The sequence below is a fragment of the Capnocytophaga sputigena genome, from assembly GCF_900446695.1.
Classification (GTDB): Bacteria; Bacteroidota; Bacteroidia; order Flavobacteriales; family Flavobacteriaceae; genus Capnocytophaga; species Capnocytophaga sputigena.
In genome coordinates this window covers 218192-237642 of the sequence record NZ_UAVP01000003.1, presented here as the reverse complement: position 1 = coordinate 237642, position 19451 = coordinate 218192, and the positions used below count along the sequence as shown (strand labels likewise).

Genomic DNA, 19451 nt, shown 5'->3' with positions numbered 1-19451 from the left:
TAATTAACTCGTTTTCTTATAGTTCCAAATTGCCCAGCTGTTCAGCAGTATTGCAAAGCCTACTAAATATAAGAACTCAGTACTGAGTTGTGCAAAACTACTGCCTTTGAGCACAATAAGGCGCATTGCATTGACAAAATGGGTTACCGGAATGGCATTACTCACCTGCCTACTCCACGCAGGCATACTATCTACGCTGGTGAGGAAACCGCTCATCAGTAGGAATATCATTATAAAGAAATAGGCGATAAACATAGCTTGCAACTGCGAATTAGCATAAGTGGAGACCAGAAGTCCGAAGCCGAGAATTGCGATGAGGTACATTATCGCAAAGGCGTATAAGGTGAGTAGATTCCCTGCGGGGAAGATACTATAGACTACATACATCACCACAAGCCCCAAGGTAAAGAGGATCAACCCTACTACCAAAAAAGGAGTGAGCTTGCCCAAGATAAACTGCCACTTCTTGATAGGTGTTACATTAATCTGTTCGATAGTACCTATTTCCTTTTCTTTAACTACATTGAGAGCTGAAAGAAAGCCCCCGATAATGGTGAGTAATATAGCTAAAATGCCTGGAACAATATAGCGCGTGTATTGCATATAGGGGTTGTACCAATGGGTACTCTCCACGTTGAGTTTGGCTACATTACCTATGCGCTGAGGTGTTTTTACATTTACATCGAGCTGAGTGTTGAAGTCGCGTATCACCGAAAGCAAATAAGCCCCTCCTAACGACGACTTACTCCCGTTAATGGCATCGATAGAGACACCGAGAGGTTGTTTTCCTTCGCGTACGAGGTTGCGCTCAAAACCTTCGGGGACTTCCAAAACTACATCAGCTTTGCCGTCTTCTATCAGGGCGATACCTTCCTTATAAGAGAAAGGAGCATCTACGAGCTTAAAGTACCCTGACGCAGTAATCTTCTGTATGAGCTGGTGAGAATAGGTACTCTGGTCGTGGTCGATATACACAAGGTTGATGTTCTTCACGTCGAAATTGGCAACCAAAGGCAGTATAATCAGTTGCATCATAGGTGCCACAAGCATCATTGCCAAGATCGTCTTATCTCGAAATATCTGCTTAAATTCTTTTTGTAGTATAAAGCTTAATACTTTCATTTTCTTCTTTATTGTAATCTAATCTTAAACTTCTTCATTGCAAGGCTTAAGAAAATTACCGCCATTGCTATTAATATCAGCGTTTCTTTCCATACGTAAGTGAAATCCAATCCTTTGAGCATTACTTTCTTTACGATAGCGTAGTAGTAACTTGAGGGGAAGACTTTGGATATTCCCTGAAAGATAAGGGGCATATTCTCTATGGGGAACATAAAGCCGGTAAAGAAAGCCGTAGGTAACATCATCCCCATCATAGCGATGAGCATAGCGGTTTGTTGTGATGAAGTGCTTGTGGAAATGAGTAGTCCCAACGACAAACAGATGATGATAAACAAAGTGCTCTCGGCGTAAAGCAGTAGTAAATTGCCACGTATCGGGACATCGAGCATATAGACCGATAGCAGGAGTATCACGGTGAAGTTGATGAGCGAGAGAATAAGATAAGGCACGGCTTTGGCAATGAGTATCATTATAGGTTTGAAAGGCGATACCAAGAGGATTTCCATAGTACCTAACTCTTTTTCACGCACGACCGCTACCGAGGTGAGGGCAGTGCTCACTATCATAAAGACGAGCGCAATCACCCCAGGGACGAAGTTCATAGAGCCATTTTGCTCCTCGTTGTACAGCATTCGGTTTTCAACGGTTATCTGGTAGGGTAGTTGCATAGTAGGGTTCAGCTCTTGCTGATAGCTCGCTACCATAGTTGAGAAGTAGTTTTGCACCGTTTTAGCCGTATTGGGGTCGCTCCCATCGGTGATGAGTTGTAGCGAGGTGCCACTGGAGGTGTAGAGGTCTTTACCGAAATCGGGAGGGAAGATAAGCGCTGCTTTTATGGAGCCACGCTTGAATTGGTCTTCTACTTGATTGTAATGGTACAGAGGCTCCTTTAGCTTAAAATACGGACTTGCCTGCAATCGGTGTGTGATTTCTTGGCTATAAGTATTGTTAGCCTCATCTAATACAGCGATACCAATATTCTTGACCTCGCTGCTGAGGGCTTGACCGAAAAGGATAATCTGCGCTATGGGGATACCGAAGAGTATCAGTAGCGTGCGACGATCGCGGAATACGTGATAGAATTCCTTGCGTATAAAGGCTATTAACTGTTTCATATCTAATGATGGGCGAATTGCCATTCGCCCCTACGGGGTTATTCATTACGTTTTGCTTTACGGGCGAGTTGGTAGAACACCTCGTCCATTGAATGAGTGTTAAACTGTGATTTAAGGTGGGTGGGCGTATCCATTGCTTCCACTTTGCCGTCTACCATTATGCTGATGCGGTGGCAGTATTCGGCTTCGTCCATATAGTGAGTGGTAACGAATACGGTGATGCCCTGTGCGGAGGCTTCGTATATCATATCCCAGAACTGACGGCGCGTTATCGGGTCTACGCCACCGGTGGGCTCGTCGAGGAACACGATTTCGGGACGGTGGAAGATAGCCACTGAGAAGGCGAGCTTCTGCTTCCAGCCCAGAGGTAGCGACCCTACGAGTTTGTTGGCTTCAGCCTCCAAGCCGAGCTTGGTGATAAGCTGGGTACTGCGGGTTTTGATTTCCTTGCGACTCAAGCCATAGACACCTCCGTAGAAAGTGATGTTTTCCTGCACGGTGAGGTTGTCGTAGAGCGAAAACTTCTGACTCATATAGCCGATGTGCTTTTTTATCTGCTCTTGCTCTCGATAGACATCGAAGCCTGCTACGGTAGCCTCGCCCGAGGTGGGGTAGGAAAGCCCGCAGAAGATGCGTATAGCGGTGGTTTTGCCCGCTCCGTTAGCGCCAAGGAAGCCGAAGATTTCGCCTTTCTTGACGGATAAGGATATGCTGTTGACGGCTTTGAAATCGCCGAATTGCTTTGTTAGGTTATGACAGTGGATTGCGTTCATAGTGTTCCTCTCCCCCTGCCCCTCTCCCAAGGAGAGGGGAGCGCATACCGCAAAAGCGATTTGCATTGCTTCTTAGGGGTGTTTATTTATTGAATTATTATGCTTTAATTTTCTTCCATTAGGCGGATAAAACTATCCTCGATGGTGGGGGTAATGGCTTCCCATTCGAGGTGGGGGAAGGTGGTTTTCAGCTGTTGCTCGAATATGGGAATGTTGGTGTTTTCTTTGAGAGTAAGGTGTAGGTACTCGCCAAAGGGGTAACAGCTATCAATGTGGGGGTCTTCGCGCAGGTGCTGGAGCAGTGCGTATAGGTCGGGAGCCTTGATAGCATAGAGAGCGGTGGGGTACTGGGCTATGATTTGCTCGGGGGTGCTGGTGGAAAGCACCTTGCCTGATTGTATTAAGGCTATGCGGTCGCACAAGCTGGCTTCGTCCATATAAGGGGTGGAAACCAGTATGTTGATGCCTTGCTCCTTCAGTTTCTTCAGCATCTCCCAGAACTCTTTGCGCGAAACCACATCTACCCCTGTGGTGGGCTCGTCTAACAAAAGAACTTTGGGCTTGTGAATGAGAGCGCAACAAAGGGCTAACTTCTGCTTCATACCCCCTGAGAGCTTGCCCGCACGACGGTTGCTGAACGGCTTTATCTGCTCGTAAATATCCTTGATAAGGTCGTAATTCTCGACGATGGTCGTGCCAAAAATAGTAGCGAAGAAGGAGAGGTTCTCTTCGACAGTGAGATCTTGGTACAGAGAGAATCGCCCAGGCATATAGCCCACGTGCTTGCGGATCTCCTTATAATCTTTTACAATATCCCAGCCCTCGATGCTTGCTGTACCCTCATCAGGCAAAAGGAGGGTGGTGAGCATACGAAAGACGGTGGTTTTGCCTGCCCCATCGGGACCGATGAGCCCGAAAAGTTCGCCCTTTTTAACTTCTAAGGAAAGGTGTTGCACGGCTTGGACTGTGCCATAGGACTTGGTGAGGTTATGTATACTTATGCTTGTCATTTTATTAATTAGGTGTGAGCCACGCAGGCTGTTTTTTTTTTTTATTGTTAAAAAAGTTGTATTTTTGCCACAAATTAATAAATAATATACTTATATGTACTATCTGTATTTAGCCTTAGCTATTGTTTTGGAAGTACTGGGCACTTCTCTTTTGGGAAAATCGGAGGGGTTTTCTAAATGGTTACCTACCGTTGGCTCTCTACTTTCATTTGGAGTTTGTTTTTATTTTTTATCCTTAGCCCTCAAGAATATTCCGTTGGGGGTAGCCTATGCTATCTGGTCGGGGGTGGGGATTGTACTGACAGCTATCGTGAGTATTCTTGTTTTTAAGAACAAAATAGATCTGCCTTTTGTATTGGGTTCCCTGCTTATCATCGCTGGGGTGGTGGTAATTAACCTTTTTTCAAAAGCGAGCGGACACTGATTTTCTTTTTATTTTTCCTCTTTTTTTCTTGCTCCTAACCACAATAGGAATATAAGTAGCCACATTATAACACTTTCAGGAAGTATTTTGGTAAGGTTACCTTCATCACTTGTTAGGGTACTAAATGCAATACTTGCCCAACGTACTGCTAATAAAGCCATTACAAACTGAGCAATATATTTGCCTGCGTTGTCGTTTTTGCGCAGCGCTATAAGCACTAAAGCAATACCCATTACCACGTTTTCGGTGGCTATGATATGCCAAAGATAATTGAATGTTACCTTGCTTTCGGCATCGATGTTGGTGTTTGACAAGGCAGGGAAAAGGGTTGTGAAGCCGTTCATCTCGTGAGTAACGGCAGAGAGTAAGCAAAGTACTCCTACTACAAGGTAGAAATAATTACGTATCATATTTTTTTTATAATTGTTACTAATTTAATTTATATGTTATTAATCTCAGAGGAAGAGGCGGGCGAGAAGGCTCAGGAGCACGAGTGCTAAGGTGATGAGCGATAGGGTGAAACTGCTTGTGCGCTTGTGTTGCCTCTTTCTAAGGCTGTGTTGGTACATAAAATTAAGGTTGGTTTCGGCTATTATTAAATAGATGAAAAATAGTGGGAATATGATATAAGTTATGATAAAAACGGCTTTGAATAGGATTGTCGCAAGGGGTGAATGGTAGTAACTGTTGCATAGTGAGCGCGTTGCTACTATAATAAGTGCGAGTATGGCTGCGGATAAAAACGTGATACTTAGGTATAAAAGACGTTTTTTCATTAGTGTGTTTTTTAGATAAGAAAGGCTGTTTAGGGGTAGAAATCCTTAAACAATTATTCTTTCTTTTTTAAAATTTCTATCATTTTATTTACATCAGGCAAAGCCTTGCGCAATTTTTCAGGCATATCGTCCAAAGTCTTATAGGTAGCTACTCCCATAAGCTTGATATAGTAGCGTTCCCGTACATATCACTGATAACCACTAAGGCGCCTTCCCTCCAACTGCGATTACGGGTGTGCTGTGATAGGTATTTGCCAATAGCAAAATACAAAACAAGTTGTACTCGGTTTACATCCTTTGCGGCTTCATACTGCCCTTGTAAGATAGCGGTCTTTATTGTCTTAACAGCATTATCGTATGACACTAAACTATTCATAACAACATATATTAAAAAAGTGATACTCTAATAAAATGCAAATATATGAATTTGTTTGCTTATTTCATCGTATTCAGTGGCTTCACTTTTTATTTTTTACTTAAACACCACTTCCCCATACATTCCTATCTTTAAATAACCATCATTTTTTACTTTGACCTTGATAGCATAGACCAGGTTGGCACGTTCGGATTTGGTTTGTATGGTTTTAGGGGTAAACTCAGCTTTATTAGATATATGAGTGATTTCGCCTTGATAGGTGCGATATTCGCCTTTGCCGGCATCAGTACGGACGGTAACTTGCTGTCCTAACTTGATTTGGGTCAGCTGGTCGCCAGTGATGTAGGCTTTTAGGGTTAGGACATCGGTATTAGCGATTTTGTACAGAGGCTTCCCAAAAGTCTGCATTTCCCCTTTGAGAGCGTAATTGACGAGTACTGTTCCCACTATGGGGTTGATAATTTCCCCTTGGTTGATTTGCTCTTGAACAGCCTGAGCATTCTTTTGCAAGGGAGCTTCTTGGCTGAGCACATTGCGGTTCTGGGTGTTGATGTTGGTGAGACTGACCTTGAGTTGGTTCTGAGTAACGGCAAGTTGCTTGCGGAGCTGGTCGACTAAAGCGATGAGGTCGTCCAATTGCTTTTGGGTAGCAGCGCCTCCCGCTACGAGTTGTCGCACACGGGTAAGCTCGCGCTCCTGCTGTTCGAGTTGTGCTTTCTGTACTTCGTATTGGCTACGGATGAGCGCTACTTGGTCGGCAGGGTTTAGGGTCTTCTCTTTGAGGGAAGAAATGGTAGCCTCGACCTGCTCTTTTTGGATCTTGAGGACTTCGACGTTTATTTGCCCTACCTTCTGTCCTTCGGTGAGGGTCTTGCCTTCTTCTACCTCGTAGGCGATGAGTTGCCCTGTTTGCTGGGCGGAAACAATGACTTCGTCGGCAGTGAAGTTGCCAGAAGCATCGAACTGAGGTTTGTTGTTGCAGGCGATAAGAGCTGCAAGGGCGGTGATGAGTGTTATCTTTTTCATTTTCCTATGATTAATTGTTGTTGCTCTTGAGCTTGCAAGAGTTGTATTTTGTGAAGCGATAGCGTTTGTTGTGCAAGATGCCAAGCATTGACTTTCTGCAGGTATTCGTGGGTAGTGATGACCCCGTTGTCTAACTGTACTTCGGCTGCTTTGGCGACGGAATGGCGCAGGGTTACCGATGTTTCGTCTTGTTCTATTAGCTTTTGTAGCTTTTTGAGTTGCTCGGACTGCTGGGTAAGTTCGAGTTTTGTGTTGAGCAAGAAGGCTTGACGGTCGGTTGCGATACTTTCGCGATTCAGGCGCAAGATGTGTCTCTTACTCGACAGGTTGTATAGTGGACTTAAATTCCACTGCAAACGAAGCCCTGTGATGTAGTAGAAATCCGCTTGATTGTTGAGTATATTGAGCGTGGGACGCCCGTAACCGCCTTGGAAAAACGCACTGAGCTTAGGCATATATTCGCTGTTGAGCTGTTTTTCTTGGGCTTTGAGCAACGATTCCTGTAGCTGAAATCCCTTGAGTTCAGGGCGAAAAACTTCGGTGGATAGGGTTTGAGACTGGTACTGAGGCGCAGGCTGTGTGAGCTGGGAAGCGCTGGTGAGCTCTTTGTCTATAAAGGTAGACAGCATTTGCAAGTAGGTAGCTTGGGCGGCTTCGTACTCGGTGGTCTGCATTGCTACGCGGAGGATTTCGGCTTTGAGCTCATTGACATTGCTGGGGAGGGTAGTTCCGTTCTGCAGGGCTACTTCCGCCTTTTTGAGTTGCGACTCGAGCGTTTCGATATTGAGGCGGTTTTGCGATAACTGGGCATTGATGAGGAGCACCCCAAAATATAGGTTGCTCACACGCTGTTTTAGGGTGTATAACTGCGTTTCGACCGCTTGCGCTTGTACGGCATTCTGGGCTTTGGCGACTGCCTTCTGACTGTGAATTGCACCACCCCCATAGAGCAGTTGGCTTACCTCGCCTACCACCTTGTATTGCTCCTTGTCGATGGTAGGCAAAGAAACATTGGGCGGTAATGGAAGTACCCCCGCTACAGACTTGGAGAGGTCGGTTACTTCAGACTGGTAAGTGGCTTGCCCCAAGATAGAGACCTGCGGGAGGTAAGCACGATTGGCATTGGCAAGGGTATAGCCTTCGGTTTTGGCTACCAAATCGAGCTTTTTGACGGTAGGGTAATTCTCTCGCGCTAAGCGATAACAATCCTCCAAGGTAATCGTTTCTTGTGCGATACCTATGATGGGGAAGAGTAAAAGTAATGCTATAAATCTCATATATAGATGTTGTTTACGTTATACAGTGTGTTTAACCATTTGGTTAGGGTATAGATAAAAAAATATATCTCCTCTTTATTCAGTCCTATTTGGGAGGAACAATATCGCTTTAATCCATTGTGGGATAAGGGTTTTGCGCTGAAGCATTAAGGCTTTATACTGTTCCTCAGGTAGGTTAGTAATTGCACTTAATATAGGCTTGGCAACAAAAGGGAATATCACCAGTCCAATGACGTTAAGGATAGCGTGCATTAAATTAGGCTCGCTGATTTCGCCGCGGGCTACAGCTTCAGCGTATTGACGGGTGAGCGCCGAGTTAGTAAGTACTTCTCTTATAGGACTTTGCTCTACAAAGAATTGCGGATTAGGACGCACCTCGTTGAGTATAAAGGTTGGCAGGTCAGGTTCTTCCAAGAGCAAATCAATATAGTTAGCCACAACTTGCTCTATTTTCTCCTCTAAAGAGGTACTTTCATCATTGAGGATAACACCTACACCTTTAAAGAATTGCCCCATTGTTTCCATCATTACAATCTCAAAGAGCTTTTCTTTACTGCGGAAATAATAGTTGAGCATCGCGTGATTGATACCTGCTTCCTCGGCAATGTCGCGGGTGCGAGTGCCTGCATAGCCCTTCTGGTGAAAGACTTTGCGGGCAGCAACTTTGATGCGATCTTCAGTGGATGTGTCTTTAGTGTTACTCATTGTTGTTTGATTTCGGGGGCAAAGGTAAGTTAAACATTTGTATTAACCAAATGGTTAATGTTAAATTTTTGTTAATTGTGTATTTTAACTTAAATAGTATATTTGATAGAGAAGGTGAACTCTTGTAGTAGAATCATCATATTTACTAATTCTATAGTTTGCTAATTTGCTAATTGACAAATTATTCGTACCTTTGCGCGCGTGATGAGTATGAAAATATTAGAAACCCCTTATGGAATATGCCATTTGAGCGTTGTTCCAGTACGCTTAGAGCCCCTTGAAGGAGCCGAGATGATTACGCAATTACTATTCGGTGAATTGCTACAAGTGATTGATAAAGAAGAACATTGGAGCTATGTGCGCTTGTTATTCGACAATGTAGAAGGCTGGGTAGATAACAGTCAGTTTACAGAAATTTCGGATAAGGACTACAAAAAATGTCTTAAGAAGAAAGAGAAATACGCACATCGATGGCTTACTAAACTCCGTTTGAAAACAGGAGATGATCTCTTTTTGCACATACCCAAAGGGGCGACTTTCTCTCATAATCATCTTTTACACACTTCTCAATCTACCCAAAGAACTCCTCATCAAGGGGTAGTTTCCACCGCTTTAGAATATCTCAATGTTCCTTTTTTGGCAGGAGGAAAAACTCCTTTTGGCATAGATGCTTCTGGTTTGGTACAAATGGTGTTTAAACTCAACAATATACATCTACCTCGCACTGCTGAGAAACAAGCGAAATACGGCGAACTCATTAGTTTCATAGAAGAATGTGAGGCAGGCGATTTGGCTTTTTTTGATGATGAAGAAGGAAATATCATCCACGTAGGAATTCTGTTAGGCGATAATAAAATTATTCATTCTTTTGGGAAAGTGCGAATTGATCGTTTGGATCATATTGGGATTTTTAATGATGAACTCAGAAATTACACACATCAGTTGCGACTTTTAAAAAGAATTGTTTTTAAGTAACTATAATTCAAGAAGGTGAAATATTAATTATAAAATGTTAATTCTATGAAGATTGCTTTATTAGGATATGGTAAAATGGGCAAGACTATTGAACAAATAGCTGTTGCGCGTGGTCACGAGATTGTTTTGAAAATAGATAATGCCGAAACACCTTACGACATTACTATAGCCGATGTGGCTATAGAGTTCAGCACACCCAATAGTGCTTTTGCAAATATTAGCAATAGTTTGACATATAAAGTGCCTGTAGTAGCAGGTACTACAGGGTGGTTATCCCAATATAACGAGGCGGTGGCATTGTGTAAAGCACAACAAACCGCTTTTTTGTATGCATCTAATTTCAGTATAGGGGTGAATGTGTTTTTTGCTCTCAATAAAACTTTAGCTAAACTAATGTTAGGACTTAAGGAGTATGAGGTAGCTATTGAGGAAATTCATCATACTCAAAAACTCGATGCACCCAGTGGTACGGCAATTACTTTGGCTGAAGGTATCATAGCAGAGACAGATAAAACTGGCTGGCATTTAGATACTGCTGGGGAAAACGAAATTCCTATCGTAGCCAAACGCATTGATAATACCCCTGGTACTCACATCATCACTTATAGCAGTGAGGTGGATACTATAGAAATTAAACATACGGCTCACAATCGCAATGGTTTTGCTCTTGGTGCTGTGCTGGCAGCTGAATGGATTGTAGGAAAGCAAGGCGTCTTTGAAATGAGTGATGTACTTGGAATAAGTAATTGATAAAGATGATTATAGAGTATAATTACTCAATACTTTAATATTCTATAACTAAGAACCTTATAAAAATAAAATAACTTTAATAGAAGAACTCAATAATTTTTTAGAATAAACCAGTTTTCTTTGAGAAAATGGTATTATCTTTGCAACCTAAAAACTCAGAACTTTTAACTAAAAGAATGTATAAAATTATCTTTTCGGATATTGATGGCACTCTCTTGAGTGGTTTGCGAACATTATCTCAAGCTACTATTACAGAGGTGAAGCTACTCAATGAGAAAATCCCTTTTATTTTGGTGTCATCACGTATGCCCAAACAAATGTACCACTTACAAAAAGATTTAGGCATTATGGGCTTACCTCTTATTGCTTATAATGGTGGGTTGGTACTCAATGGAGAAAAAGTGTTGCACTCTGCAGCTATCTCTCTCCAGATATTAGAAGAACTTGTTACACTAAATGAACAAGAGTTTTCATCGCAAATACATATTAGTTTCTATTATAATGATGAGTGGTATGTACCTCAATACGACCAATGGGCAGAACGAGAAGAACGAAATACATTAGTAACTCCTATAGTGCGTTCTAATCGCGAAGTGCTTACTCAATGGCAACAAGCGGGACATGGAGCTCATAAACTAATGTTGATGGGAGAAGAACCTCTTATAGACCAAATGTTTCAGTTATTGAATGAAAAGTATGCTCACACAATGCAAATTTATCGTGCAAAAGAAACTTATATAGAAGTATCGGATATAAGTATTTCTAAACTCACAGGTGTGAAGGTAGTTTTAGATGAAATATATCATTTGCCACTAAGTGAAGCAATTGCTTTTGGTGATAACTACAACGATTTAGAAATGCTAAAAGGAGTAGGTTGTGGAGTCGCAGTGGATAATGCACACGAAGAAGTGAAAGCAGTTGCCAAACATATAACACTACATCATACTAAAGATGGAGTAGCGGCTTTCTTAAAACAATTAACAATTAATAAAAACAATTAAAGATGGTATATTTATACATTTTAATTATTGCTCAACTCATCAATGGGCTATTTTTTTGGAAAGGTTATGAAAAAGCAGGTTACAGAGCGTGGCAAGCCTTTGTGCCTTTTTATAATACTGTCATTTTTTTGCGTATCATCTCACGTCCGTGGTGGTGGGTCTTCTTGTTGTACTTACCTGTAATAAGCAATATTATGGTAGTAGTGATGACCTACGAATGGTTACACGTGTTTAACTATCGCAAAAAACGCTATACCTTGCTTTCGATAGTGACTTTAGGCTTGTTTGCTGCCTACGTAACTTATTTGCCCTCTACACAATATGTAGGTAAGGATGTAGAGGTAATCAAGAAAAACGTATCATCGTGGGTAAGTGCTGTACTCTTTGCTGTGGTAGCAGCTTCGGGTATTCACACCTATTTCATACAGCCTTATATGATTCCTACTTCTTCCCTAGAAAAAACACTGTTAGTAGGTGATTTCCTCTTTGTGAGCAAGTTCCATTACGGAGTGCGTGTGCCTATGACGCCTTTATCATTACCTATGGTACACGATTCTATTCCTATAATAGGTACAAAATCATACATCAAAACACCACAATTACCTTATTTGCGTTTGCCTGCTTTGCAAAAAGTACAACGAAATGATATTACAGTATTTAACTGGCCTACTGATACGGTAAGATACTTCCGCGATAATTCGGGTATTCACGTTGATAAACCTATTGATAAGAAATCAAACTATGTGAAACGCACGGTAGCTATCCCAGGTGATGTACTTGAGATAAAAGATGGTGATGTATGGATCAATGGCAAAAAAGAAATTTACCCTGTACGTGCTAAACTACAAACATCGTATATAGTGGTGACACAGCCTAATTTGTTTAACTCTATAGAAGAAGTATGGAGTGCTATGTACCAACAATTTGGTGTGACCGATCGTGCTTATCCTATCAATAACGATACCTATATTTTTTCTTCTCTTACTGACGATGTGGCAAAAGCATTAGCTGCTAATCCTAATATTGTATCTGTAACTCGCAATGTGAATAAGGCGGGAGTGTACAATAAGGCTATCTTCCCTCATAGTCCTGCATTCCCTTGGAATGAGGATAATTATGGTCCCATTACCATCCCTGCTAAAGGAAAAAGTGTAATACTTACTATTGAGAATTTACCTTTGTATAAACGCATTATCAGCGTGTATGAACACAACCAATTGGAAGTAAAAGGTAATGAGATTTATATCAACGGACAAAAAGCTAATAGCTATACCTTTAAACAAGACTATTATTGGATGATGGGTGATAATCGTCATAATTCTGAAGATAGCCGTTTTTGGGGTTTTGTACCTGAAGATCACGTATTAGGAAAACCAGTACTCGTTTGGATGAGTTTAGACCAAAACGCTTCAGGCTTTAAGAAAATACGTTGGAATCGTCTGTTCACCACTGTGAATGGTGATGGAGAGCCCGTATCGTATCGTTATATCGTGTTTGCTTTGCTCGGTTTGTGGTTAGCTTATAGTTTGCTGAAAAAGAAAAAAGAAAAAGAATAAATGGTAACACAAGTATTATTGCACCCCACTTATTTTCCTTCAATAGCTCAATTTCATTTGATATTGAACAACCCTTGTGTATTAGAAGTTTCGGATAATTATCAGAAGCAAACTTTGCGCAATAGGGCTTATATTTATGGTGCGAATGGTAAACAAGCCCTTAATTTACCTATCAAACACGTAGGAGGGGATACTGGCAGACAGCTGTTTAAAGATGTAAAGGTAGAAAATAATTTTCCTTGGCAACGATTGCATTGGAAGAGCTTAGAAACTGCCTATCGCACTTCACCTTATTTTGAGTATTACGAGGACGATTTGGCACGTATTTTTGAAAAACAATACACTTATTTGCTCGATGTAAATCTTGATACTATTGAAACTATTTTAGCGTGCCTCTTGGTACATATCAATTTTGATAAAACAAAAGGGTATGAAGCCGAGCCTCAAGAAGTAAAAGACTATCGCTTTTTAAGTAGCGCTAAAAAAGAATACCCTATAACAATGCCTTCCTATCATCAAATATTCTCAGATAAATATGGGTTTATTCCTAACTTATCAATATTGGATTTATTGTTCCACGAAGGACCTAATACCCAAGACTATTTGGCGAAAGTAATAGTATAGTGTAATAAAGTGTGCAACTATACATTTAAAAGTGTGTAATTACACGTTTTATTATAGGTTATTGAAATAAATATTATGGTTGATTTTTATTTTAGTTATTGATAATCAGTGTATTGAATAGTTTAATGAATTAAACAGGAAGTTTGGCACAGATTTTTCTATATACTAAACAGAAAAATGCTAAATTAAACATCATCACCTTAAGTGTGATACTCATTAAAACAAATCTTGTGAAAAAGACTTTATTACTCAATGGTAATAAAATAACATTTTTCTAAACTGGAAAAATTTTCTTCATTTTGGAGTTAGTAGTAGTATTTATATGCATTGTGAAAAAGGCTCTCTAAGAAATTAGGGAGCTTTTTTTATGCCTATTTATAACAAAAAAAAGACGCTAAAGAGCGTCTTTTTCGTATCGTTAGTATTGTATGACTACAAATCTAAAATCAAAGGGATTGAAGTCTTTCACTAATTCAGGGATGAATTCCTTACCTTTCAGCAAATAGAAATCGGTGAAGTTAGCAAAGCGTTCTTGTAAGATGTTATTAGGGAATAGTTCGCTTTGCAAAATAGTAGTGCGCTCTAATTCCTCACTAAACTTCCTTTTTTGGGCTTTTAAAAGTCGTTTTTCAAGTTTTTCTAAACCTTTTAACTGTCGGACTTCTTGGGCTTTTACGGCATTCTTAAAGGTAATGTCAGTACGTTCAGCTAATTGATATAGATGATTGAATTGCTTTTGGAGTAATTCCTTTTCAGGAGTAAAATCTATAGGAAATTCACTGAGTTGTCGTACTTTTTTATTCTTTAACTCTTCTGGTTTTAAGAATAAATCGTTTAGAGAAAGCTGTAGTTTTTCAATTTTCTCAGCTTGTCGTTGTGAAACGAGGATTGCCGAATTGCGCAACATCAGTATGGGGAAGGGTACTTTTTCCTTATTAAAAAATCCTTTTAATTCTAACCAATAAGCTATTTCTCCACCACCGCCTATATAAGCCAAATTAGGCAATATCACCTCTTGATACAAAGGGCGCAAGATAACGTTAGGAGAAAATCGTTCAGGATAGGTATTGAGTTCTTCTAAAATAGCTTCTTTAGAGAAGCGAATATTTGTATCATGTACTTCAAAAACTTCGGTGGTACGTATGATGCGGTGTCTGCCGTTAGGGGTGAGGTAGAACATATTCACCTCACGTGGGTTTACTTGCACAGGATAAGTGCTATTCACCTTTTGTAAAGCCTCAATACTTTTAGTTACTTCACGATGAGCAACACTGTGTAACAAATCATTGCTTATATAGGGGATAAATTCCTTTTTTAAAGCTTTGTCGTTACCATCGATTACCACCACTCCATAATCTTCAAATAGGGCATTTACTAAATAGCGAGTAGCTTCAGCTAAATTATTGTTTTTTAGATAACTATCGCGGAAGAGAGCTCGCAATTCATCTGCATTTTTACCCAATCCTATTGCTCTGTCAAACGTTTGAAATACCGCTTTGAGTGTATTGGTGGAAAAGTTGCCCGTTGCTCCTGTTTGGTCGCTATTCCAACAGATGGTGCGATTGCTGAGGTGAAAATGGTTGATTTCCTCAAAATCGTGGTCTTCTGTAGCCATCCAATACACAGGAACAAAATGTTTATTGGGGTACTTTTCAGTGAGCTGTCTAACAGTATTAATTACTGAAATTATCTTGAAAATAAAATAAAGATGCCCTGTAAAAAGACTCAACTGATGTCCTGTAGTAACTGTGAACGTATTACTCTGAGCTAAAAGTTCTATATTTTTGAGTACTTTAGGGGTCGTTTTTAGCTCGGCGTATTGTGTTTTTAAGCTACTTACTAAAACATTGCGTTTTTCTTGACTAAAATCAGCTTCTTTTTCAGTTATTTGCTTTTCAAATTCTGTTATTGAAGGAAAGTGATTGTAGAAAGGGCGTAGTTTTTCTTGCTCATCTACATAATCAGTGATGAGCGTAGAGAAAAACCGAATATTGGAGTAAGGAATATAAGCGGAAATCATACGCTTGAAGTGTTTTTATTCGTCGTCTAATGAAGAATCGTCGGGGATGTCTAAACCGCCTACCCCTATTTCATCGTCATTATTGTTCATAAAGTCGTCGTCCTCGTCGAAGTTTTCCATTGTATCGGCTAAACGAGTACTTACTTTCACTAAATAGATAGTGTCCTCGGTGCGTACTTCTAAGGCATCAACGGTCTCATTTTTGGCGTTTTTAAAACGAATTACATCTGCATCAGTATACCCATCTGGGTATTTTTCTACTAACATAGAGAGAATCTCATTGGTTAGTTTGTTGTAGTCTACTATTACGCGTTTCATATTAATATTACTTTTCACGGGGCGAAAGTAAGTTAAATTTTATAATTACAAAATAAAAAACGTATTTTTTTTTAATTTGTAGTATCTTTGCCCTCTAAAAAAGGTTATTATTTCTAAGAAAATTAAACTATGAGTATACAATTATTTTATCACCCAGCACTGCAATTAGATAGTACAAATTGCTTTTTTGATAAGGAAGAAAGTCAGCATATAGTAAAGGTATTGCGCAAAAAAGTGGGTGATGTGTTACATATTACTAATGGTAAGGGGCAACTTTTTGAAGCACAATTAGATTTTGCGTCTCCTAAACAATGCGAAGTAAGAATACTGAAATGCACTACCCAATCACCGCGTTCTTATTATTTACACTTGGTAGTAGCTCCTACCAAAATGAATGAACGTTATGAATGGTTTTTAGAGAAAGCTACTGAAATAGGGGTAGATGAAATTACACCTATTATTTGTGAACATTCTGAGCGTACGACTATTAAAGTAGAGCGTTTTGAGAAGATACTTCTTTCGGCGATGAAACAATCGCTGCAATGTTATTTGCCTAAACTCAATGCTCCTATTGCTTCAAGTCAGTTTTTTAAAGCGATGAAGACAGATACTTCAGCTAAATATATAGCCCATTGTTACGAAAATGAGAAGCGGTTGTTCTCACGAACACTCACTCCGTTCCCTGAGCGTATCACAGTACTAATAGGTCCTGAAGGTGATTTCTCAACAACTGAACTCAACACCGCTTTACAACAGGCGTTTGTGCCTATATCATTGGGTGATACGCGTTTGCGTACCGAAACAGCAGCCGTAGTAGCTTGCCATACAGTAGCCGTACTTAATGAACTCCAATAGGATTAGAAACTCACCATAGCTTCGTAGAAATCAGCTTCATCAATGCCCATATTTTGGCATACCCATTTAGCAGCCTCAATGTAGCTTATTTGGGTAGCCGAAGCATCGCCTAAGGGCAATTCTCCTTCGAGAGTAATAAGAAAAGTTTCGCCATTGTGCGTTTCAAATAGAGGGGTGCGGTATTCCATTTTACGTATCGCTCTCTCGTTGTTTTCTACAAGTGTTTTGAGAGCTTCATCTTCTTCGTTGTAAATAAGGATACCTCCTTTAGTAATCGATTCTATAAAGTTGTGATATTCTTCTACTTTTTCATTATTGATATCACTGATGAGGGCAATGGTAGGATGTAGCGCGGCACTGTTGTCTCCTCCTTCAAAAAGAACAAATTCGGTATCTACAAAATGTACTTGTTTGCCATTAATAGGAGTTTCTAAACAATAACTCAAAGGTTGGTTATAAAAATCCATAGTGTGTAGCACACGTGCCAAACACTCTTTCTTACCCTTATCACCACTGAGTACTACACGGGTTTTATTTTTGAAATATTCATATAGAAAAGCATTAGGTGATATAGGTGAAAGCCCTAAGTTTTGAGCCAATAACAAATCGGGGTGAGTAGGTGATAGGTGAGGATCAGCAATTACATAATGAATTTCAGAAGACAATTCTTCTGGTAAGGTAGTGATGTGGTGCCGTTCATTTAGAGCCATCATCAAGGGGCGCAAGTGAGTGCTGGGGGCTACTATAAAATGGATATTCATTGTATTGAAAGTTAATCGTTATAAAAAAAGCTATCCTATTAGGATAGCTTTTTTTGTTGTACCTGAGGAGGGAATCGAACCCTCACTCCGAAGAACACGAGTTTGAGTCGTGCGCGTCTACCAATTCCGCCACTCAGGCTTGCTTTTTAAATCGGGTGCAAAGGTACATAAGTTTTTTGAATATGCAAAAAAAAGCCTAACTTTTTTGCTAAATATTTTTTAACTTATTAAACTTCAATGCTAACAGATTTATTTTTCACCAGCTTTTCATCTTCAAAAAAGAAGTCAATACGCCCTAAATTGATACCATAGCATCCTACTTGGTTTACTAAAGTTGTTTTTTCACGGCGATTGGTTACCAAAGTAGGTTTTGGCAAGAAAGTGTGTGTATGTCCGCCAATAATCAAATCGATATATGATGTTTGTGCTGCCACTTTTAGGTCGCATACCTTGTTAGGATTATCTTTGTATTCATAGCCTATGTGTGAAAGGCAGATAATGAGGTCGCAATGTTCTTCATTATGCAATTTGCGTTCCATATCTTGCGCAACTTCTATAGGGTTGAGATATACAGTTTCGCCGTACATTTGTTTATTAACTAAGCCTTCTAACTCTACTCCTATACCAAAAACACCTATTTTGATACCATTTAGATGGTAAATTTTATAAGGGAGCGTATGTCCATTTAAAATGGTATTGCTAAAATCATAATTAGAGATGATAAAATCGAATTTAGCGTGAGGTAATTGCGCATAAAGACCTTCGAGAGCATTGTCAAAATCGTGATTGCCAAGAGTTGCCGCGTCGTATTTGAGCATTGACATCAGTTTGAACTCTAATTCCCCTCCGTAGAAGTTGAAATAAGGAGTGCCTTGAAAAATATCTCCCGCATCAAACAGGAGAGTATGAGGGTTTTCTTCGCGTATTTGGTCTATGAGGGCAGCCCTGCGTGCTACACCTCCTTTGTTAGGACTAAAGGGGTCGGTAGTAGGTAGTGGGTCAATATGGCTGTGCACATCGTTAGTGTGCAAGATAGTAATTTGCTTGGTATTAGCGGGTTTCATTGATAAGGAACCCAATCCTCCCATTCCTACCAATAGAGAGGAAGCGCCTATGTGTTTTAAAAAAGTTCTTCTTTCCATAATATATTAAGGTTTATATTCAAAACGATGGTCTTCAGTAGCGTTTAAAACATCTATTTTTTTGAAGTAATCGATAAGTACGTTGCGGAGTTTATAACCTATTTTATCAGCGTCTAAAGCGCCTTTAAAAAAGTACATTTCATCGCCTCCATTGTATAGGTAATCAGAAGTGACAACTACATAAGTTTTGTTAGGGTCAAAAGGTTGTCCGTTAATGGTGAAGTGCGTGATTTTACCATCCTTAGTGATTTGTAACGACACTTGTTTAGAAAGAGGGTGGGGGAGACGGTGTTGTATGAGGTAATCGGCGAGTTCTTTTACTTTAGTTCCTGGCATAGTGAGTACAATTACCTCATTTTCAAAAGGCATCAGGTTGAATGCTGATTCCATTGTGATAGTGCCTTTAGGCAAATCGGAGCGGATACCTCCCCAGTTGAGCATCACAAAATCAACCTCCTTACCTGTGCGCTTTTTGTATGCCTCGGATACCATTTCAAAGGTAGCATCAGCCATAAAATTGCTAATTCCTGTGTTGAGCAAGGTGGTTTTTCTATCCTTTACTAAATCGCGAGCATTTTCAGCTAAAACAGTAGACATTTCTGCTTTGATACGCTCTCTATACGGGCTTATAAAGTTATCTATATCAGTTTTTTGAGATATAGATTCAGTAACAGGAATATTTTTGCCACGTTCTTTTGTAACAGTGTATTTAGCAGGGGTACAAGAAGCTAAAAAAACAAATGTTACAAATAATACAAAAAAATAATGCTTCATTATGTCAAACTTTCTCATAAATATGTTTTTAATTTAAAAATTATTTTTACCTTTGCAATCACACGCAAAAT

Annotated in this window: 22 protein-coding genes and 1 tRNA gene; 7 read left to right on the top strand and 16 right to left on the bottom strand. The window is 40.0% G+C overall.

Annotation, left to right across the window (positions count from 1 at the left end; genetic code table 11):
* Window positions 1–3: 3 nt before the first annotated feature.
* From DR017_RS01295 to DR017_RS01280, 4 genes are all read right to left on the bottom strand, one after another.
* Window positions 4–1122, bottom strand: coding sequence for an ABC transporter permease (locus DR017_RS01295; RefSeq protein ID WP_002681496.1), 1119 nt, complete (start codon window positions 1120–1122; stop codon window positions 4–6).
* An 8-nt stretch (window positions 1123–1130) separates the two neighbouring features.
* On the bottom strand, window positions 1131–2261 hold the full coding sequence (locus DR017_RS01290) for an ABC transporter permease (protein ID WP_002681536.1): 1131 nt from the start codon (window positions 2259–2261) through the stop codon (window positions 1131–1133).
* A 14-nt stretch (window positions 2262–2275) separates the two neighbouring features.
* Window positions 2276–3010: an ABC transporter ATP-binding protein gene (locus DR017_RS01285; protein WP_081450884.1), complete on the bottom strand. Its 735-nt coding sequence runs from the start codon at window positions 3008–3010 to the stop codon at window positions 2276–2278.
* A 104-nt stretch (window positions 3011–3114) separates the two neighbouring features.
* Entirely contained in the window at window positions 3115–4020 is a 906-nt protein-coding gene (locus tag DR017_RS01280) for an ABC transporter ATP-binding protein (protein ID WP_040361786.1), read from the bottom strand.
* Between the two features lie 94 nt (window positions 4021–4114).
* On the opposite strand from DR017_RS01280, the gene DR017_RS01275 reads away from it, so the two are divergent.
* Window positions 4115–4444, top strand: coding sequence for a DMT family transporter (locus DR017_RS01275; protein WP_002681530.1), 330 nt, complete (start codon window positions 4115–4117; stop codon window positions 4442–4444).
* 8 nt (window positions 4445–4452) lie between these two features.
* On the opposite strand, the gene DR017_RS01270 is transcribed toward DR017_RS01275, so the two are convergent.
* The 6 genes from DR017_RS01270 to DR017_RS01245 all read right to left on the bottom strand — a co-directional run bounded on the left by DR017_RS01270 (window position 4453) and on the right by DR017_RS01245 (window position 8604).
* Window positions 4453–4854 carry a hypothetical protein gene (locus DR017_RS01270; RefSeq protein ID WP_002681499.1) on the bottom strand — a complete coding sequence of 134 codons (402 nt, stop codon included), beginning with the start codon at window positions 4852–4854 and terminating at the stop codon, window positions 4453–4455.
* Window positions 4855–4899: 45 nt separating this feature from the next.
* Entirely contained in the window at window positions 4900–5220 is a 321-nt protein-coding gene (locus DR017_RS01265) for a hypothetical protein (protein WP_095909091.1), read from the bottom strand.
* A 148-nt stretch (window positions 5221–5368) separates the two neighbouring features.
* Window positions 5369–5596 carry a DUF1016 N-terminal domain-containing protein gene (locus DR017_RS01260; protein WP_040361770.1) on the bottom strand — a complete coding sequence of 76 codons (228 nt, stop codon included), beginning with the start codon at window positions 5594–5596 and terminating at the stop codon, window positions 5369–5371.
* Window positions 5597–5692: 96 nt separating this feature from the next.
* On the bottom strand, window positions 5693–6622 hold the full coding sequence (locus DR017_RS01255) for an HlyD family secretion protein (protein WP_002681525.1): 930 nt from the start codon (window positions 6620–6622) through the stop codon (window positions 5693–5695).
* Entirely contained in the window at window positions 6619–7899 is a 1281-nt protein-coding gene (locus DR017_RS01250) for a TolC family protein (RefSeq protein ID WP_002681507.1), read from the bottom strand. Before DR017_RS01250 ends, DR017_RS01255 begins: the two co-directional genes overlap by 4 nt.
* Window positions 7900–7974: 75 nt before the next feature.
* Entirely contained in the window at window positions 7975–8604 is a 630-nt protein-coding gene (locus DR017_RS01245; protein ID WP_002681547.1) for a TetR/AcrR family transcriptional regulator, read from the bottom strand.
* A gap of 204 nt (window positions 8605–8808) precedes the next feature.
* On the opposite strand from DR017_RS01245, the gene DR017_RS01240 reads away from it, so the two are divergent.
* From DR017_RS01240 to DR017_RS01220, 5 genes are all read left to right on the top strand, one after another.
* Complete coding sequence (locus DR017_RS01240; RefSeq protein WP_002681523.1) at window positions 8809–9579, top strand: C40 family peptidase; 771 nt, start codon at window positions 8809–8811, stop codon at window positions 9577–9579.
* Window positions 9580–9624: 45 nt separating this feature from the next.
* Window positions 9625–10329 carry a 4-hydroxy-tetrahydrodipicolinate reductase gene (gene dapB, locus DR017_RS01235; protein ID WP_002681519.1) on the top strand — a complete coding sequence of 235 codons (705 nt, stop codon included), beginning with the start codon at window positions 9625–9627 and terminating at the stop codon, window positions 10327–10329.
* A gap of 176 nt (window positions 10330–10505) precedes the next feature.
* The gene (locus DR017_RS01230; RefSeq protein WP_040361767.1) at window positions 10506–11330 is read left to right on the top strand and encodes a Cof-type HAD-IIB family hydrolase; all 825 of its coding nucleotides are present in this window, start codon (window positions 10506–10508) and stop codon (window positions 11328–11330) included.
* Window positions 11331–11332: 2 nt separating this feature from the next.
* Window positions 11333–12886 (top strand): signal peptidase I, encoded by a 1554-nt coding sequence (gene lepB, locus DR017_RS01225; RefSeq protein WP_002681541.1) that lies wholly within the window; start codon window positions 11333–11335, stop codon window positions 12884–12886.
* The gene (locus tag DR017_RS01220; protein WP_002681502.1) at window positions 12887–13510 is read left to right on the top strand and encodes a WbqC family protein; all 624 of its coding nucleotides are present in this window, start codon (window positions 12887–12889) and stop codon (window positions 13508–13510) included.
* Window positions 13511–13928: 418 nt separating this feature from the next.
* On the opposite strand, the gene bshC is transcribed toward DR017_RS01220, so the two are convergent.
* On the bottom strand, window positions 13929–15530 hold the full coding sequence (gene bshC, locus DR017_RS01215) for a bacillithiol biosynthesis cysteine-adding enzyme BshC (protein WP_002681527.1): 1602 nt from the start codon (window positions 15528–15530) through the stop codon (window positions 13929–13931).
* A gap of 15 nt (window positions 15531–15545) precedes the next feature.
* On the bottom strand, window positions 15546–15848 hold the full coding sequence (locus tag DR017_RS01210) for a hypothetical protein (RefSeq protein ID WP_002681550.1): 303 nt from the start codon (window positions 15846–15848) through the stop codon (window positions 15546–15548).
* Window positions 15849–15977: 129 nt separating this feature from the next.
* On the opposite strand from DR017_RS01210, the gene DR017_RS01205 reads away from it, so the two are divergent.
* Window positions 15978–16703, top strand: coding sequence for a 16S rRNA (uracil(1498)-N(3))-methyltransferase (locus DR017_RS01205; RefSeq protein WP_002681497.1), 726 nt, complete (start codon window positions 15978–15980; stop codon window positions 16701–16703).
* 2 nt (window positions 16704–16705) lie between these two features.
* Here the strand turns inward: DR017_RS01205 and DR017_RS01200 are convergent, their stop codons facing one another.
* The 4 genes from DR017_RS01200 to DR017_RS01185 form a co-directional block, all read right to left on the bottom strand.
* Window positions 16706–17464, bottom strand: a complete 759-nt coding sequence (locus DR017_RS01200; RefSeq protein ID WP_040361764.1) for a hypothetical protein — start codon at window positions 17462–17464, stop codon at window positions 16706–16708.
* A gap of 59 nt (window positions 17465–17523) precedes the next feature.
* Window positions 17524–17603: transfer RNA gene (locus DR017_RS01195), tRNA-Leu, on the bottom strand.
* Between the two features lie 88 nt (window positions 17604–17691).
* Window positions 17692–18606: a bifunctional metallophosphatase/5'-nucleotidase gene (locus DR017_RS01190; RefSeq protein WP_002681129.1), complete on the bottom strand. Its 915-nt coding sequence runs from the start codon at window positions 18604–18606 to the stop codon at window positions 17692–17694.
* 6 nt (window positions 18607–18612) lie between these two features.
* Window positions 18613–19398, bottom strand: coding sequence for a 5'-nucleotidase C-terminal domain-containing protein (locus DR017_RS01185; RefSeq protein ID WP_002681138.1), 786 nt, complete (start codon window positions 19396–19398; stop codon window positions 18613–18615).
* Window positions 19399–19451: the final 53 nt, after the last annotated feature.

Coding starts and splice junctions, on each gene's coding strand:
- DR017_RS01290 (WP_002681536.1), bottom strand. CDS start 2,261: ATGGCAATTCGCCCATCATTAGATATGAAACAGTTAATAGCCTTTATA.
- DR017_RS01185 (WP_002681138.1), bottom strand. CDS start 19,398: ATGAGAAAGTTTGACATAATGAAGCATTATTTTTTTGTATTATTTGTA.
- DR017_RS01190 (WP_002681129.1), bottom strand. CDS start 18,606: ATGGAAAGAAGAACTTTTTTAAAACACATAGGCGCTTCCTCTCTATTG.
- dapB (WP_002681519.1), top strand. CDS start 9,625: ATGAAGATTGCTTTATTAGGATATGGTAAAATGGGCAAGACTATTGAA.
- DR017_RS01255 (WP_002681525.1), bottom strand. CDS start 6,622: ATGAAAAAGATAACACTCATCACCGCCCTTGCAGCTCTTATCGCCTGC.
- DR017_RS01230 (WP_040361767.1), top strand. CDS start 10,506: ATGTATAAAATTATCTTTTCGGATATTGATGGCACTCTCTTGAGTGGT.
- bshC (WP_002681527.1), bottom strand. CDS start 15,530: ATGATTTCCGCTTATATTCCTTACTCCAATATTCGGTTTTTCTCTACG.
- DR017_RS01270 (WP_002681499.1), bottom strand. CDS start 4,854: ATGATACGTAATTATTTCTACCTTGTAGTAGGAGTACTTTGCTTACTC.
- DR017_RS01260 (WP_040361770.1), bottom strand. CDS start 5,596: ATGAATAGTTTAGTGTCATACGATAATGCTGTTAAGACAATAAAGACC.
- DR017_RS01275 (WP_002681530.1), top strand. CDS start 4,115: ATGTACTATCTGTATTTAGCCTTAGCTATTGTTTTGGAAGTACTGGGC.
- DR017_RS01220 (WP_002681502.1), top strand. CDS start 12,887: ATGGTAACACAAGTATTATTGCACCCCACTTATTTTCCTTCAATAGCT.
- DR017_RS01265 (WP_095909091.1), bottom strand. CDS start 5,220: ATGAAAAAACGTCTTTTATACCTAAGTATCACGTTTTTATCCGCAGCC.
- DR017_RS01205 (WP_002681497.1), top strand. CDS start 15,978: ATGAGTATACAATTATTTTATCACCCAGCACTGCAATTAGATAGTACA.
- DR017_RS01210 (WP_002681550.1), bottom strand. CDS start 15,848: ATGAAACGCGTAATAGTAGACTACAACAAACTAACCAATGAGATTCTC.
- DR017_RS01295 (WP_002681496.1), bottom strand. CDS start 1,122: ATGAAAGTATTAAGCTTTATACTACAAAAAGAATTTAAGCAGATATTT.
- DR017_RS01280 (WP_040361786.1), bottom strand. CDS start 4,020: ATGACAAGCATAAGTATACATAACCTCACCAAGTCCTATGGCACAGTC.
- DR017_RS01200 (WP_040361764.1), bottom strand. CDS start 17,464: ATGAATATCCATTTTATAGTAGCCCCCAGCACTCACTTGCGCCCCTTG.
- DR017_RS01285 (WP_081450884.1), bottom strand. CDS start 3,010: ATGAACGCAATCCACTGTCATAACCTAACAAAGCAATTCGGCGATTTC.
- DR017_RS01240 (WP_002681523.1), top strand. CDS start 8,809: ATGAGTATGAAAATATTAGAAACCCCTTATGGAATATGCCATTTGAGC.
- DR017_RS01245 (WP_002681547.1), bottom strand. CDS start 8,604: ATGAGTAACACTAAAGACACATCCACTGAAGATCGCATCAAAGTTGCT.
- DR017_RS01250 (WP_002681507.1), bottom strand. CDS start 7,899: ATGAGATTTATAGCATTACTTTTACTCTTCCCCATCATAGGTATCGCA.
- lepB (WP_002681541.1), top strand. CDS start 11,333: ATGGTATATTTATACATTTTAATTATTGCTCAACTCATCAATGGGCTA.